This is a genomic window from Burkholderia perseverans (assembly GCF_022870505.1).
Taxonomy (GTDB): Bacteria; Pseudomonadota; Gammaproteobacteria; order Burkholderiales; family Burkholderiaceae; genus Burkholderia; species Burkholderia plantarii.
In genome coordinates this window covers 1236909-1251223 of sequence record NZ_CP045093.1, presented here as the reverse complement: position 1 = coordinate 1251223, position 14315 = coordinate 1236909, and the positions used below count along the sequence as shown (strand labels likewise).

The window sequence follows — 14315 nt, the reverse complement described above, 5'->3', positions numbered from 1 at the left end:
GAGCGCGGCTCAAGGATGCGGGCTTTTCAGCGGCGCGGCAAGCGAAGGCTGGCGGCAACACATCGCCGGGCCGATCCGCCGGATCGATCCACCGCGATGCACGGCCGCCACGCCCCGGAGCGAACGGCGGCGGCGCCGTCGCTCAGCCCGGCGTCGGCCCCACGGCCATGTAGAGCCCGAGCGCGACGAGACCGGCGAAGAACACGCGCCGGAACGTGGACTCGCTCACCACCTTGCGCAGCACCGTCCCGCCCGCCATCCCGGCCAGCGCCGGCACGAGCGCGAACGCCGACATCCCGACATCGACCGGCTGCCATCCCGAGGTCAATGCCAGCTGCGCGGCGAGCGCCAGCGTCGAGACCGTGAACGACAGGCCGAGCGCCTGCACGAGCTGCTCCTTGTCGAGGCGCAGCGCCTGCAGGTACGGCACGGCCGGGATCACGAACACGCCGGTGGCGGCGGTCACGGCGCCCGTCAGGTAGCCGACCAGCGGCGACAGCCAGCGCTCCCGGCGCCCCGGCGCCGGCAGGCGCGCGGCGGCCAGGCCCCAGGCGCCGTACAGCGCGACCACGGCCCCGAGCGCGACGCGCGTCCACGGCGCCGCGTGGACCAGCGACGGCAGGCCGCCCGCGAAGGTGCCGACGACGATCCCGGCCAGCAGCGCCCACAGCCGTCGCGCGAGCGCGCCGAACGCAGGGCCGCGCACCAGCTGCCAGACGTTGGTGACGAGCGAGGGCACGACCAGCAGGCTCGCGGCGGCGGCCGGCGGCATCGCCAGCGTGAGCAGCCCCATCGCGATGGTGGGCAGCCCGAGCCCGATCATGCCCTTCACGACGCCGGCCAGCGCGAACACCATCACGACGATGGCCGCCGTCGAGCCAAACGAATCCATGACGAAATTCCGGAGAAGAAGTGGCAACAGGAACCGCGGCGATGGTGCCGGCCAGCGCGGCTTCGCGCCATCTGGCTTTACCTGAGTCCGGCTCAGGCGAGCCGGCCGGGCCTTGCTTCTGTCGACGTGGTGGGCGCCGCGCAGCGGCCTCGGCGGGATTGGTCGGAACAGACCGTTAGTTGCTTCTCGATCGAAAAATTGTCGAGCCGCTGCTGGCGCACGCGTCTTCAGGCGAAGCGAAAACAGGAAAAAGCGGCCGGAATGCCCGCCCCGGCCGCGCGGGCCGGGGGATCTTCCGCCGCGCGGATCAGAACTTGTGCCGGATCGCGGCGCGCACCGAGAACTGGCTCGACGTGGCGGACGGCCCGTCGGTGCCGACCAGATAGCCGCCGTCGACGGCGCTGCCGGCGTGGTCGCCACCCACGCGCTGCCAGGCGCCCTGCAGGTAGACGTCGGTCTGCTTGGAGAGGCTGTAGTCGGCCATCAGCCCGATCGTGTGGTAATGCGGCTTCGCCCCGCCGTCGGCGGTGTCGAACGTGCCGCTGGTATAGGTGTATTGCGCGCCCACGAAGAACGCCGGCGTGAGCTGGTACTTGCCGTTGACCTCGAAGTTGTCGAACCGGGTGGCCGTCAGGCCGAGCCCCGACAGCGTGCTCGCCGGCAGGTAGGCGGTGGCCACCGGATTCTTCAGGTCGGTCTTCGTATAGACGAAGCCGACGGTCGTCCCGCCGAACGTGTAGTTCACGCCGCCGCCGAAGATCCGCATCCGGTCCGCGACGAAATTCGTGTCGCCGGCGGCGGCCGCGCCGTCGGCGGTACGGCCCGGGTCGTCGGCCTCGAGGTAGGCCGCGCCCACCTGCAGGCCGCCGAACGCGTACTGCGCGCCGGCGCTGTACTCGCGGTTGTTCGCGAAGCCGGTACCGTTGCTGAAGCTGTACGCGCCGCCGAACGTGAGGCCGCCGAAATCGGGGCTCGCATACTTGACGCTGTTGTTCGCGCGCGCCGTGTTGTCGGCGTTGTCGTTGTCGAAAGGATGCGACATCAGCATGCCGCCCCAGCTGCCGGCGGCCGTCAGCGGCGCGAGGTAGTCGACCACCGAATCGTATTGCCGGCCCAGCGTCAGCGCGCCGTACTGCGCGTGCGTGAGCCCGACGAACGCCTGGCGCCCGAACAGCCTGCCGCCGTTGGAAAGGCTGCCGTTGTTGACGTCGAAACCGCTTTCCAGCGTGAAGATCGCCTTCAGGCCGCCGCCCAGGTCCTCGGCGCCGCGCAGGCCCCAGCTGCTGCGCTGCGCATAGCCGCTCGCGAGCGCGTAGACGCTGTGATTGGTGCCGTTGACGCCGACGTTGTTGGTGTAGTTGAAGCCTTCGTCGATCACGCCGTACAGCGTGACGCTGGTCTGTGCAAAGGCGGGCGCCGCCAGCGCCATGGCGACGGCGGCGGGCAGCAGATACTTGTTCATCGTCGACAGTCTCCGAACCGGAAAACCGGCACCGCGCGGCGGGCCGCTCGGCGCGCGGCTCCGTCCGTCGGACCTCGAAAATCGGGAATCGGGCGGCCGGCCACGGCACGATCGGCGAGAGGCGATCGGCAATACGGCGGCGCCATCGATGATCGGGAAGTGTGTCACGGTGCGATGGCGCCGTCCATGTCGTTCGAACGGCCGATCGGGGTCGTTGCGTATTGCCAACTTGCCATGCACCCGATCGGGCGCCGTCAAGCCGGCGACACATCATGGGCCGCGCGCCGCACCGCCGCGCACGCGCGCCCGGCCCATGCAACCACCGCACCGCCGCCCGATCTGCAGACGCCGCCCCGGCGGTGGCACAATCACGTCCGTTTCCGCTCCCCGCCACCCGCTTCATGCCGATTTTTCCGCCGCGCCGCGCCGCCGTTGCGCTCCGCTTCGCTCGTCCATCGCGCGCCGCCCGGCGCCGCCCCGCATGAGCACGCCGCCGGCCAGCCGGCCCGGCCGGTTCGCCGAGCTCGACTTCTTTCGCGGGCTGGTGCTGCTCGTGATCGTGGTCGACCATATCGGCGGCAGCATCCTGTCGCGCGTGACGCTGCACGCCTACGCGCTCTGCGACGCGGCCGAGGTGTTCGTGTTCCTCGGCGGCTTCGCCACCGCGATCGCCTACAACTCGCTGGCCGAACGGCAGACCGAGGCGGTCGCGCGGCAGCGCTTCATCCGCCGCGCGTTCGAGATCTACCGCGCGTTCCTGATCACGGCCGGGCTGATGCTGCTGATCACGGCGGTGCTCGGCGCGCTCGCGATCGACGGCCCGAACATGCCGACCAACGACCTCGAAGGGCTCATGCACCGCCCGTTCGCGGCGCTGCGCGACATCCTGCTGTTTCGCCGCCAGCCTTATCTGGCCTCGGTGCTGCCGATGTACGCGTTCTTCGCGGCGCTGGTGCCGCTGGCGCTGCCGCTCGCGCGCGACAAGCCCTGGCTGCTGCTGGCCATCAGCCTGCTGGCCTGGCTGTCGGCGCGGCGCATCGCCGGCTACCTGCCGGCCGTGGACGGCATGCCGTGGGACTTCAACCCGTTCGCGTGGCAGTTCCTGTTCGTGCTCGGCGCGCTGTCGCGCTGCCAGCCGGTCTACGCGTCGCTGTCGTGGCAGCCGCGCGGGGTGGCGGTGACGGCGCTGGCGGTGGCCGTGGTCGCGGCGGGTGCCTATTACCGGCTGCGCATCGAGCCGTTCCCGACCGATCCGGCGATCAAGCAGAACCTCGGCCCGCTGCGGCTCGTCAATTTCCTCGCGATCGCCTGGCTCGCGGCCAAGCTGGTCCACCTCGGCTGGATGCACAAGGTGGCGAGCATGCTGCCGTGGATCGGCACGATCGGCCGTCAGGGGCTGCTCTGCTTCGTGGCGGGCACGGCGATCTCGCTGTCGGTGGATTCGGTGCTCTACTGGGAAACCGACGGCTATCTCGACGTGCCGCTCGGCCTGACCGCCGATGCCGTCGCGATCGGCCTGCTCTATCTGGTCGCGAAGCTCTACGGGCCTATCGCCGCGCGGCTGCCGTTCCTCGGCTCGCGGCGCTGAGCGGGGGCGGCGGCGATGGCTTTCGTGCGCATTCCCTTTTCGCGTCGCGGCACGGTGCCCTGCCCGCCCGGGCCTGAGCGTGCGCGCATCGCGGCGCCTCCAATGCCCGAGACGCGGGGCGGCGGGCTCGACATCGCGCGCCGAGCCACCCGCGCGCGTAGCGCCGCGCTGCTGCATGCCGTGCGTCGCCGGCTTCCGATCGCGCGCGCCGGCGCCGGTACATGGCGCGCCTTGCGGCCGGCGCCGGCCGTTGCGTCATGCTCGCTCATCGTGCTGATTGCCCTCGCCGCGCTGCGCCCCGCGCCGGCGCACGCCAACGCCGCCGGCAACGCACCCGCGCCGCGCGCGGCCATGCGACTCGGCGCGCTCACGCCACCCCGCAGCAGCATCGTCACGCGCACGTTCCGCTCGGCGACGCTGCAACGCGACTGGTCGTACACGGTCTATCTGCCGCCCGGCTATCGCGACGACGGGCCCCGCCATCCGGTGCTGTACCTGCTGCACGGCAACGCCGCCAGCGCGAACGACTGGATCACGCAGGGCCGCCAGCAACTGACCGCCGACGCGCTGATCGCGCGGCACGACATCGCACCGGTGGTGATCGTCATGCCGCAGGCCGGCACCGACTGGTACGTCGATCGCAAGGAACCGATGCAGACGGCGTTTCTCGAGGATCTGCTGCCCGACGTCGAGACGCACTACGCGGTATCGAACCAGCGCGCGGGCCGCACGATCGGCGGTGTGTCGATGGGCGGCTACGGCGCGCTGCGCTTCGCGCTGATGGCGCCGGACCGGTTCTGCGGCGCGCTGCTGCTGAGCCCGGCGATCTACGCCGACGAGCCGCCGCCGGGCTCGGCCGCGCGCTATGTGGGCGTGTTCGGCGAGCACCGGTTCGACCCGCAGGTCTGGCACGCGCTGAACTATCCGCCGTTGCTGCGCGACTACCTCGCGCAACCGTGGCGCGTGCCGGTGTTCATCGCGGCCGGCGACGACGACCTGTCGATCCAGGCCGAATCGAGCATGCTCTACACCAGCCTGCGGCGCGCGCGCAGCCCGGCCGAGCTGCGCATCGTCGACGGCGGCCACAGCTGGGACGTCTGGCGCCAGCTGCTCGCGCCAGCGCTCGGCTACGCGCTCGACTGCGTGAAGTAAGCGACGCGCAACGCGGCCGGCGGCCGGCCTCGGACCGCGCGGCTCGCGCCGCCGGACACCGCCGCGGGTCGCCCGATTCGCCGGATGACGCTTCTGCCTCCCGCCGCCCCGGCAAGCCGCGCCGGAAAACCGGGTAGGATCGCGGGTCGCATCCGGCCGGTGTGGGCCGGCACGGCGGCGACAGCACCGGCGTTTCGAACAATGATCCGGAACCTTGCGGACGCCCGCGCGGTCGATTACGGATACCCTTCGTTGCCGCCACCGCGTCCGCGCGGCCCGGTTCGCTGCGTTCGTCCTGTCCGTTTCATCCGTTTCGATAGCAAGTCAATGAATGCATCCTGGTTTTCGCCGCTCGTCGGCTGTCTGATCCTGCTGGCCGCGTCGTGCGCGATCGGCGGTGCCGTGCGCTTCCTGCTGTTCCGCGTGGTCGCGAAGTTCGCGCAGCGCTCGCCGACGCGCTTCGACGACGTGCTGTTCCAGTTCGGCGCGTTCAAGTGGCTGTCGCGGCTGGTGCCGTTCGTGGTGTTCCAGCTCGGCTTCCGTACCATCCCGAACATCCCCGAATCGGCCGCGCAGCTGGTCGACAAGCTGCTGTTCGCGATCGTCGTGTTCCTCGTCACGATGCTGGTCAGCTCGGTGCTGTCCGCCGTCGAGCACCTGCACCGCACCACCCGCACGCGGCCGACGCTCTCGCTCAAGGGCGCCATGCAGCTCGTCAAGCTCGCGATGTTCATCACTGCCACGCTGGTGGTGATCGGCACCGTCACCGGCAAGCAGATCGGGCTGCTGCTGTCGGGGATCGGCGCGATGTCGGCGGTGCTGATGCTGATCTTCAAGGACACCATTCTCGGCCTCGTGGCCGGCGTGCAGCTCTCGTCGAACGACATGCTGCGGATCGGCGACTGGATCACGATGCCGAGCGCGGGCGCCGACGGCGACGTGATCGACATCACGCTGAACACCGTCAAGGTGTCGAACTTCGACCGCACCATCATCACGATTCCGACCTGGAAGCTGATCACCGAGAGCTACCAGAACTGGCGCGGCATGACCGAATCGGGCGGCCGGCGCATCAAGCGCTCGCTGTTCGTCGACGCCACCAGCGTGCGCTTCCTCGCGCCCGAGGAAATCGAGCGGCTCGAACGCTTCATGCTGTTGAAGGCGTACCTGGAAGGCAAGCTCGACACGCTCGCCGAATGGAACGACTCGCTCGGCGCCGACGGCGAATGGATGGGCAACCGCCGGCAGCTGACCAACCTCGGCACGTTCCGCGCCTATTGCGACAACTACCTGCAGCGGCACCCGCGCATCCATCGCGGCATGACCTGCATGGCGCGCCAGCTGCCGCCCACGGCCGAGGGCATTCCGCTGGAACTCTACTGCTTCACCGACACCACCACCTGGCTCGACTACGAGACGATCCAGGGCGACATCTTCGATCACCTGCTGGCCGTGCTGCCCGAGTTCGGGCTGCGCGTCTACCAGCATCCTTCCGGGTTCGACCTGCGCGGCATGGTGGAGGCCGGCGCGGCGCGGCGTGGTGCCGATGCCGATGCCAAGGCATCGCAGGCGAAGCCGGCCATGCCGGCGTAAATCGCCGCGTTACGCGCGTCGGGCCGGGCCGGCGCGATGCCGATACGACGACGCCAGCGGCGCGGCGCAACCCTGGCCGCGCCGGTCCGACATCCCTCGCGGACACCGGCGACCCTCGCGGAGCGCCTGCTAGAATGCACGGCACATCCCGCGCAGCATCCGATTCTCGGCCCCACCGGAGCGAACGGACACATGAATGGATCCCGAGGTTCGATCCACCCCGCAACGCCAGCCAGGACCTACGAGGTCCGCGATTTCCTCCGCTATCCCGAGCGCACCGGATTCCAGCTCGCGCCCGACGGCCGCCACCTCGCCTACCTCGCCGTCCACGCCGGCCGCCTCAATCTGTTCGTGCAGCCACTCGACGCGCAGGGCGTGCCGAGCGGCGACGCGACGGTGCTGACGCATGAAACGGTCCGCGACATGCTGGGCTTCTGCTGGAAGGGCAGCAGCCACCTGCTTTACCTGAAAGACTTCGGCGGCGACGAGAACTATCACGTGGTGGCCGTGCCGATCGCCGGCGGCGAGCCGCTCGATCTCACGCCCCATGAAGGCATCCGCGCATCGATCGTCGACGGCCTGATCGACGACGATCGCCACATCCTGATCTGCCACAACCAGCGCGACCCGCAGGTATTCGACGTGCTGCGCGTCGACGTGACCAATGGCGAGGCGACGATGATCGCCCGCAACCCCGGCAACATCCTGGGCTGGATGACGGACCACGCGGGCCGGCTGCGCGTGGCCGTCGCCTCGGACGGCGTCGACAAGACGCTGCTCTATCGTGACGACGAGACCGAGCCGTTCAGGGCGGTCGCCACCACGAGTTTTCGCGAGACGATCTCGCCGCTGTTCTTCACGTTCGACGACCGGCGCCTGTACGTGCTGTCGAACCGCGGCCGCGACCGGATCGCGATCTTCGAATTCGATCCGCGGACCGGCCGGGAAGGCGCGCTCGTGTTCGAACACGACGAAGTCGACCTGACCGGCATGTCGTATTCACGGCGCCGTCGCACCCTCACCACCGTCTGGTATGCCGACGACCGTGTCCGGCGGCATTGCCTCGACGACCACACCGCGCACCTCCATGCCGGGCTCGAGGCGCTGCTGCCCGATACCGAGGTCAATCTGGCGAGCATCACGCGCGACGAGTCGCTCGCGCTGGTGAGAACCGCCAACGATCGCTCGCCGGGCGGGACCTGGATCTACCATTTCGCCTCCGGACGCCTCACGAAGATCGCGGACCTGCTGCCCTGGCTCGCCCCCGAGGACATGGCGCCGATGCACGCGATCGCCTACCCCTCGCGCGACGGACTGACGATCCATGGCTACCTGACGCTGCCCGCCGGCCTCGCCCCCGACGACGACGAGGCGGCCAATCTGCCGCTGATCGTGAATCCGCACGGCGGCCCATGGGCACGCAACCACTGGGGCTTCAACGCGGAGGCGCAGTTGCTCGCCAATCGCGGCTACGCGGTGCTGCAGGTCAATTTCCGCGGCTCGACGGGCTATGGCCGCGCCTTCTGGGAAGCCGGGTTCGGGCAATGGGGCCGGGCCATGCAGAACGACATCGATGACGGCGTCGACTGGCTGATCGCGCGCGGCATCGTCGATCCGCGGCGGATCGGCATCTACGGCGTGAGCTACGGCGGCTACGCCACGCTGGCCGGCATCGCCTTCACGCCGGAACGCTACGCCGCGGCCGTCGACTATGTCGGCGTGTCGAACCTGTTCACCCTGCTCGAGTCGGTGCCGGCCTACTGGAAGCCGACGCTCGAGATGATGTATGAAATGATCGGCGATCCGCGCACCGAGGAAGGCCGGCGCGCGCTGCACGACGCCTCGCCGCTGTTCTTCGCGGATCGCATCGTGACGCCGCTGTTCGTGGCGCAGGGCGCCAACGATCCGCGCGTGAACCGCTCGGATAGCGATCGTATCGTCGAGGCGCTGCGAGGGCGCGGCGTCGAGGTCCAGTACATGCTCAAGGACAACGAGGGACACGGCTTCCAGAACGAGGAAAACCGTCTCGAGTTCTACGAGGCGATGGTTGCGTTTTTCGACGCGCATCTCGGCCCGAAGCCGGCGGCATGAACCCGGGCCACGCCGTCGTCACGGCTCTGGACGCCAGACGCCGAGCTTGCCGAGACTGCGCGCCAGGGCGAGGCGCGCAGTCCGCCATTTCGACAGCGCTGATACACGCTGGCGCTGCGCGTCGGCCAGCGCCGTCTGCGCGTTCAGCAGCTCGGTGAACGTGCCCACGCCCTCCTTGTAGCGGCCGCGTGCCACGTCGAGCGCCTGCTGCGCGTCGTCGAGCAGGTCACGCGAATTGGCAAGGTTGTCCGCGTCGGTCCGCACGCCGTGATAGCCGCGCCAGACTTCGAGCGACACCTGGAGTTCGGCGTCGTGCAGCGCCGCCTCCTGCGAATCGGCCTGCGCCTGCGCCTGCTCGACCCGATAACCGGATGCGAACCCCTCGAACAGCGGAATCGTGACCTGGATGCCCAGCGTGCTGCCACGGCTACCCGTCACCGGGATTTCCTGCGGCTGCCGCTGATAGGACGGATTGTTCTGCGTGAAGCTGCCGACCAGCGAGATGGTCGGCCGCCCCTGCGCGCGCGCGGCGTCGACGTTGGCGCGCGCCGCGTCGAGCCGCGCCCGGGCGGCGAGCAGCGACGGCCGGCGCGCCTCGGCCTCGGCGATCAACTGATCGATGCCGGTGTCGATCAAACCGGGCTCGCTGCCGAGATTGGCATCGGCCGCCGGCGCGGCGATCCGCAGCGGCGCGTTCGCATCGAAACCGAGCGCCACGGCGAGCGCGCCCGTGGCATCGCGCTCCGCCCCCTCGGCGTCGACGCGATCGAGCAGCGCGCGGCGATAGCTGGTGCGGGCCTGCAACTCGTCGGCGAGCGTGCCCGCCCCCGCCGCGTGCCTGGCGCCGGCTTCGGCGAGACTCTCCTGCGCGATCGCCTCGGTGCGCCGGGCCGCGGCCAGCGACGCCTGCGCATCGCGCAACGCGTAGAAAGCACGCGTCGCGTCGAAGAACACGGTCTGCAGCACCTCGTCCTGGGCCGCGTTTTCGGCCGAGAGCAGCGCTCGCGCCTGCCGCCTCGCCGCGCCGCGCTTGCCGAAATCGAACAGCACCCAGCTCAGGTTCAGGATCGCATAGCGGCTCGACGAATTCTGCGTCTGCTCGATCGGCTGGGCGTTGAACACGCTCGTGCCGTAGGTGGTGGCCAATGTATCGCGCTCGACGCCGGCCGTGGCGTTCAGCGTCGGCAGATAGGCGGCATCGGCCTGGCCCAGCGCGGCAGCCTGCGCGCGTGCGTCGGCCCAGGCCTGGCGGGCGCGCGGATTGGCGCAGACCGCCATCAGGATCGCGTCCTCGAGTTCGAGCGGACGGCTCTCGTCGGTCGCGGCGCATGAGGCGTCGCGCACCAGCGGCGCGGCCGGTGAAGCAGCGACCTCGCCGCGGGTGCGGAACACATCGAGCATCTGCGCGTGGGCGCCGCCCGTGGCGCCCACCATCGCTGCGACCAGCCAGGCCCGAAGCCGGACGCCCCTCATCGGCCCGCCTGCCGGTCCGCGACCGGCTCGGCCACGACCATGCTGACCGGCGCCCCGCTGCCGGCGCCAGCCGCCCCCGCTCCGGTTTCGACTTGAGCCTCCGCTTCGGCCCCGGCCGTCGGCCGGTCGGACACGATGCGCCCGCCGTCGAGCCTCATGACGCGGGCCGCGGACGCAACGGTCTGCGGCCGGTGGGCCACGATCAGGCGCGTCATCCGCAGCGCGCCCACCGCCGCGTTGACCTCCTGTTCCCGCAGCACGTCGAGGTGGCTGGTCGCCTCGTCGAGCACCAGTATCCTCGGGCGCTTGTAGAGCGCGCGCGCGAGCAGCACACGCTGCTTCTGGCCGCCCGATAGAACCGTGCCCATGTCGCCGACCAGCGTGTTGTAGGCCATCGGCATCGCGAGGATATCGTCATGCACCGAAGCGAGCCGCGCGCATTCGGCCACCCATCTCAGGTCGACGCTGCCGTCGAAGAAGCTGATGTTATCGGCAATCGAGCCGGCGAACAGCACGTCGTCCTGCAGCACCGTGCCGATCAACTCGCGCAGCGGCTCGATGCCAAGCCGCTGCGCGTCGACGCCGCCGACGCGCACCTTGCCCGCAGTCGGTTCGAGGACGCCGAGCAGCACGTTGACGAGCGTGGTCTTGCCGCAGCCCGACGGGCCGACCAGCGCCACCGACTCGCCGGGCGAGATGGCGAACGACACGCCGTCGAGCACGGCCGGCTCGCCATCCGCATAGCGAAAACCGACAGCATCGAACTCGATGCTGCCCGGCAGGTCATCCGCCTCACCCGGTGCCTGGCGCGGCTTCGTGCCGTATTCCGGCTCGGCGAACACGATGTCGGCCAGGCGCTCGCCCTGAATCCGCAGCATCTTGATTTCGAAGTACTTGTCGATGAGGCTGCTGACGCGCCGGTCGAACTGGGTCTTGTATGCGGTGAACGCCATCAGCACCCCGACGGTGAATTCACCGTTCATCACCATCCGCGCCCCGAGCCAGATGACGAGAATCTCGACCGCGCCGAACAGCAGCCCGTTGAGCTGCTGGTAGACGAGCTGCAGCTTCTGCACGCGCAGGCCCGCGTTGATCTGCTCGACCAGCAGCGCCAGCCAGCTGGAGCGCCGCTCGCTCTGCCGGTTGAAAAGCTTGATGGTCTTCACGCCGCGCACGATCTCGAGAAAGTGCGTCTGCTGCTTCGCGGCATGCACGATCTGCTCCTCGGTGGCGCTCCAGAGCGGCTGGTACCACGCGGCGCGCCAGAGCGCGTAGGCCGCCATTGCCACCAGCGCGATGGCGCCCAGTGCGCGGCTGTAGACGAACATCATCGCCAGCGTGACGACCGCCATGAGCCCGTCGATCACCGCGCCGAGAAACGAACTCGTCAGCGTCTGCTGGATCGCCTCGATCGAGCCGAAGCGCGATACCACGTCACCCAGGTGACGTTGCTCGAAATAGCGCACCGGCAGGCTCAGCAGGTGCGTGAAGACGTTGGCGCGCCACTGCAGGTTGAGCGTCGTGCCGAAGTACATCAGCACCCAGGCGCGGATCGCGCTGGTGGCCGACTGCATCACCAGGAGCAGTCCGAAGCCGATCGCCAGCACGTTCAGCAGGTCGCGGTCGACGTTGACGATCACCTCGTCGATGACCCATTGCAGGAAGAACGGATGCGCCACCGTGAAGATCTCGAGCGCCAGCGCGAGCAGCAGCACCTGGCCGAGCGAGCGCGACAGTCCCGATACCGGGCCGAGCAGCGCGCGCAGCCTGACGCGCGGCGGCGCCTCGCGCCGCTCGAAGCCCTTCGACGGCCACAGCTCGAGCGCCGCGCCGGTGAACGAGCGCGACAGCACCTCGAGCGGCAGCCGGCGGATGCCCTGGGCCGGATCGTGGATCACCGCGTGCTTTCCCGTCACCTCCTTCAACACCACGAAGTGGTTGAAGTTCCAATGCAGGATGCAGGGCAGGCGCAGCTGCGCGAGCTGGCCGAGGTCCAGCCTCAGCGCGCGCGTGCCGAGATCGAGCCGCTGCGAGAACTCGATGATCTGACGCAGGTTGATGCCCTTGAGCGAGACCGAGAAACGGCTGCGCAGCACGGGCAGGTCGACGTGATGCCCATGATAGCTGGCGATCATCGCGAGGCATGCGAGCCCGCACTCCGCCGCTTCGGTTTGCAGGATCATCGGCAGCCGGCTGCCGAGGCCGAACGAGAGGCGATCAAGAAGGGACATGGATCAACGCGCGGATCAAAGTTTGCCGGTGAGGCTGTAGAGGGGATCAAGCACCCATTCGTAGAGGCGCCGCCGGTCCTGCTGGATGTCGGCCTGCAAGCTCATGCCGGCCTGCAGCGGCTGGGGCCGGCCGTAGGCATTGACGGTCTGGGCATCGAGCGCGGCGGTGACGCGATAGAACGCCGTGTCGCCGGGCAGGTTCGCGGCCAGCATGCCGCTGGAGGACAACTCGGCGGGCGACAGCGCGGTACGCGTCACCGATACGACGTGCGCGCGGTACTGGCCGAATTTTTCGTAGGGGTACGCCTGGTAGCGAACCCGGACCGGGTCGCCGACCCGCACGAAACCGATGGCCGTGCTCGGCACGAACAGGAACGCCTGCCATCCGGCGCCGTCGGGCACGATGCTCGCGACCGGATGCGTGGCGTCGACCATCTGCCCGGGCTCGGCGATCACCGCGGTGGCCACCCCGCTCTCGGGCGCGGTCACGACGAGTTCGCGCCTGGCCTCGCTCTCGATCAGGCTCTGGTCGACGTCGATCACGCCGCGGTCGATCCTGGCGAGATCGTTCTGCTGGCGCAGCGCGAGCCCCGAGAGCTGGCTCTCGACCTCCTTCAGCGATTGCGCGACGCCGGCCCGATCGCGCTGCAGGTCGAGCAGCTTCGATTGCTGGTCCAGCAGGTCGGCCTGGCGCTGCTGGAACTGGTCGGTCGAGATGTAATCCTTGGCGAGCAGGCTCCGGTAGCGCGCCACCCCGTCGGCGGCCAGCGCCACCCGCTGCCGCTGCGCGGCGAGGCGGTCGTCGAGCCGCGCCAGTTCGGTATTCAGGCTGTCACGCCGGGCCTGCTGCGTGCCGCGCTCATCGCGCTGCAGCACTCTCGTCTTGTCGATCTCCTGCAGCAGCGACTGCTTGCGCTGGCGCGCCTGTTCGATCAGCGCGGCCTGCGTGTGGCCGTCGGCGGCGCTCTGCAGTTCGAGCGAGATCCGGTACAGCACCATGCCGCGCGTGACATGCTGCCCTTCGGTGACGGTCTTGCTCAGCACCACGCCCGACTGCGGCACGTACACCTTGACGAGGCCGGTACTCGGCGTGACCACGCCGTCGGCGCGGATCCGGCGCGTGTAGCTGCCGAGCGCGAACAGCAGCACGACCAGCAGGGCCATGCCGAGCGCGCCGCCGGTCAGCAGCGTGAACGAGACGGGACGCACCAGCACGATCCCGCCGATCGCCGGCGCATGCTGGCCCTCGCGGGCTTCCTCGCGGAAACGGGATGGTGTCATGGCTTACGAAGGGTCCGGATTCGGGAAAGAGCGCGGCGTCGGCATCATTCAGCGGCCTCCCGCTCGCGCCCGATCCGCTCGAGAAAGCCGGTCCGCGAAATCGTCGAGGTACGCCGGCTCCTCACGTCGAAGCGATAGACACGGTCGCCGAGCTCGGACGACCAGAAGACCCTGCCTTCATCGGCAAACCGCTCGCAGTAGAAATCCTCCACGCTGGCGTTGAGCAGGTCGGACACCAGGCACAGGTCCATGATCCAGACATGGCGGCCCTCGTTCCACTCGGACCAGTGGGGAAAATAGTCCGTATGCAGCAGCCGGCCGATCACCTCTTCGCTCAGGTAGGCCCAGGCGACATAGCCGAGCGGCAGGCCGTCGCAAAAAAATATCTCGACCTGCCCGTGGGCGACGGCGTTTTCGGTCCAGCCTCTCAGGAACGCGAGCGAGCGCGCCGACAGGCCCGGGTGGCGCGCCAGGATGTTGGCGATGCAACCGAGTTGCTCGAATTTACGGCGGTCCGCTTCCTGGCGGAAAGGGTTCGATTGGGCGGCCATC

At 69.4% G+C, this 14315-nt stretch carries 10 protein-coding genes; 4 read left to right on the top strand and 6 right to left on the bottom strand.

Annotated features, from left to right (window positions below; genetic code table 11):
* Window positions 1–142: 142 nt before the first annotated feature.
* A complete protein-coding gene (locus BpN12_RS05245) occupies window positions 143–892 on the bottom strand; it encodes a sulfite exporter TauE/SafE family protein (RefSeq protein ID WP_246794234.1) in 750 nt (249 codons plus the stop codon).
* 307 nt (window positions 893–1199) lie between these two features.
* On the bottom strand, window positions 1200–2354 hold the full coding sequence (locus BpN12_RS05240) for a porin (protein WP_246794233.1): 1155 nt from the start codon (window positions 2352–2354) through the stop codon (window positions 1200–1202).
* A gap of 481 nt (window positions 2355–2835) precedes the next feature.
* Here BpN12_RS05240 and BpN12_RS05235 point away from each other — a divergent pair, with 481 nt between their 5' ends.
* From BpN12_RS05235 to BpN12_RS05220, 4 genes are all read left to right on the top strand, one after another.
* Window positions 2836–3942 (top strand): OpgC domain-containing protein, encoded by a 1107-nt coding sequence (locus BpN12_RS05235; RefSeq protein WP_246794232.1) that lies wholly within the window; start codon window positions 2836–2838, stop codon window positions 3940–3942.
* Between the two features lie 351 nt (window positions 3943–4293).
* Window positions 4294–5094, top strand: a complete 801-nt coding sequence (locus BpN12_RS05230) for an alpha/beta hydrolase (protein WP_246794629.1) — start codon at window positions 4294–4296, stop codon at window positions 5092–5094.
* A gap of 327 nt (window positions 5095–5421) precedes the next feature.
* Entirely contained in the window at window positions 5422–6687 is a 1266-nt protein-coding gene (locus tag BpN12_RS05225) for a mechanosensitive ion channel family protein (RefSeq protein WP_246794231.1), read from the top strand.
* Between the two features lie 192 nt (window positions 6688–6879).
* The gene (locus BpN12_RS05220) at window positions 6880–8778 is read left to right on the top strand and encodes a S9 family peptidase (RefSeq protein ID WP_246794230.1); all 1899 of its coding nucleotides are present in this window, start codon (window positions 6880–6882) and stop codon (window positions 8776–8778) included.
* Between the two features lie 18 nt (window positions 8779–8796).
* Here the strand turns inward: BpN12_RS05220 and BpN12_RS05215 are convergent, their stop codons facing one another.
* From BpN12_RS05215 to BpN12_RS05200, 4 genes are read right to left on the bottom strand one after another with little or no spacing between them, the layout of a single operon-like run.
* Entirely contained in the window at window positions 8797–10251 is a 1455-nt protein-coding gene (locus tag BpN12_RS05215; RefSeq protein WP_280529128.1) for a TolC family protein, read from the bottom strand.
* Window positions 10248–12482: a peptidase domain-containing ABC transporter gene (locus tag BpN12_RS05210; RefSeq protein WP_246794229.1), complete on the bottom strand. Its 2235-nt coding sequence runs from the start codon at window positions 12480–12482 to the stop codon at window positions 10248–10250. The genes BpN12_RS05215 and BpN12_RS05210 overlap by 4 nt, the downstream gene beginning before the upstream one ends.
* Window positions 12483–12497: 15 nt before the next feature.
* Window positions 12498–13763, bottom strand: coding sequence for an HlyD family secretion protein (locus BpN12_RS05205; protein WP_246794228.1), 1266 nt, complete (start codon window positions 13761–13763; stop codon window positions 12498–12500).
* Window positions 13764–13807: 44 nt separating this feature from the next.
* Window positions 13808–14314, bottom strand: a complete 507-nt coding sequence (locus tag BpN12_RS05200) for a toxin-activating lysine-acyltransferase (RefSeq protein WP_246794227.1) — start codon at window positions 14312–14314, stop codon at window positions 13808–13810.
* Window position 14315: the final 1 nt, after the last annotated feature.

What these genes read in the sequence shown, in the direction of transcription:
- BpN12_RS05245 (WP_246794234.1), bottom strand. Translation starts at nt 892, where the DNA reads ATGGATTCGTTTGGCTCGACGGCGGCCATCGTCGTGATGGTGTTCGCG.
- BpN12_RS05240 (WP_246794233.1), bottom strand. Translation starts at nt 2,354, where the DNA reads ATGAACAAGTATCTGCTGCCCGCCGCCGTCGCCATGGCGCTGGCGGCG.
- BpN12_RS05235 (WP_246794232.1), top strand. Translation starts at nt 2,836, where the DNA reads ATGAGCACGCCGCCGGCCAGCCGGCCCGGCCGGTTCGCCGAGCTCGAC.
- BpN12_RS05230 (WP_246794629.1), top strand. Translation starts at nt 4,294, where the DNA reads ATGCGACTCGGCGCGCTCACGCCACCCCGCAGCAGCATCGTCACGCGC.
- BpN12_RS05225 (WP_246794231.1), top strand. Translation starts at nt 5,422, where the DNA reads ATGAATGCATCCTGGTTTTCGCCGCTCGTCGGCTGTCTGATCCTGCTG.
- BpN12_RS05220 (WP_246794230.1), top strand. Translation starts at nt 6,880, where the DNA reads ATGAATGGATCCCGAGGTTCGATCCACCCCGCAACGCCAGCCAGGACC.
- BpN12_RS05215 (WP_280529128.1), bottom strand. Translation starts at nt 10,251, where the DNA reads ATGAGGGGCGTCCGGCTTCGGGCCTGGCTGGTCGCAGCGATGGTGGGC.
- BpN12_RS05210 (WP_246794229.1), bottom strand. Translation starts at nt 12,482, where the DNA reads ATGTCCCTTCTTGATCGCCTCTCGTTCGGCCTCGGCAGCCGGCTGCCG.
- BpN12_RS05205 (WP_246794228.1), bottom strand. Translation starts at nt 13,763, where the DNA reads ATGACACCATCCCGTTTCCGCGAGGAAGCCCGCGAGGGCCAGCATGCG.
- BpN12_RS05200 (WP_246794227.1), bottom strand. Translation starts at nt 14,314, where the DNA reads ATGGCCGCCCAATCGAACCCTTTCCGCCAGGAAGCGGACCGCCGTAAA.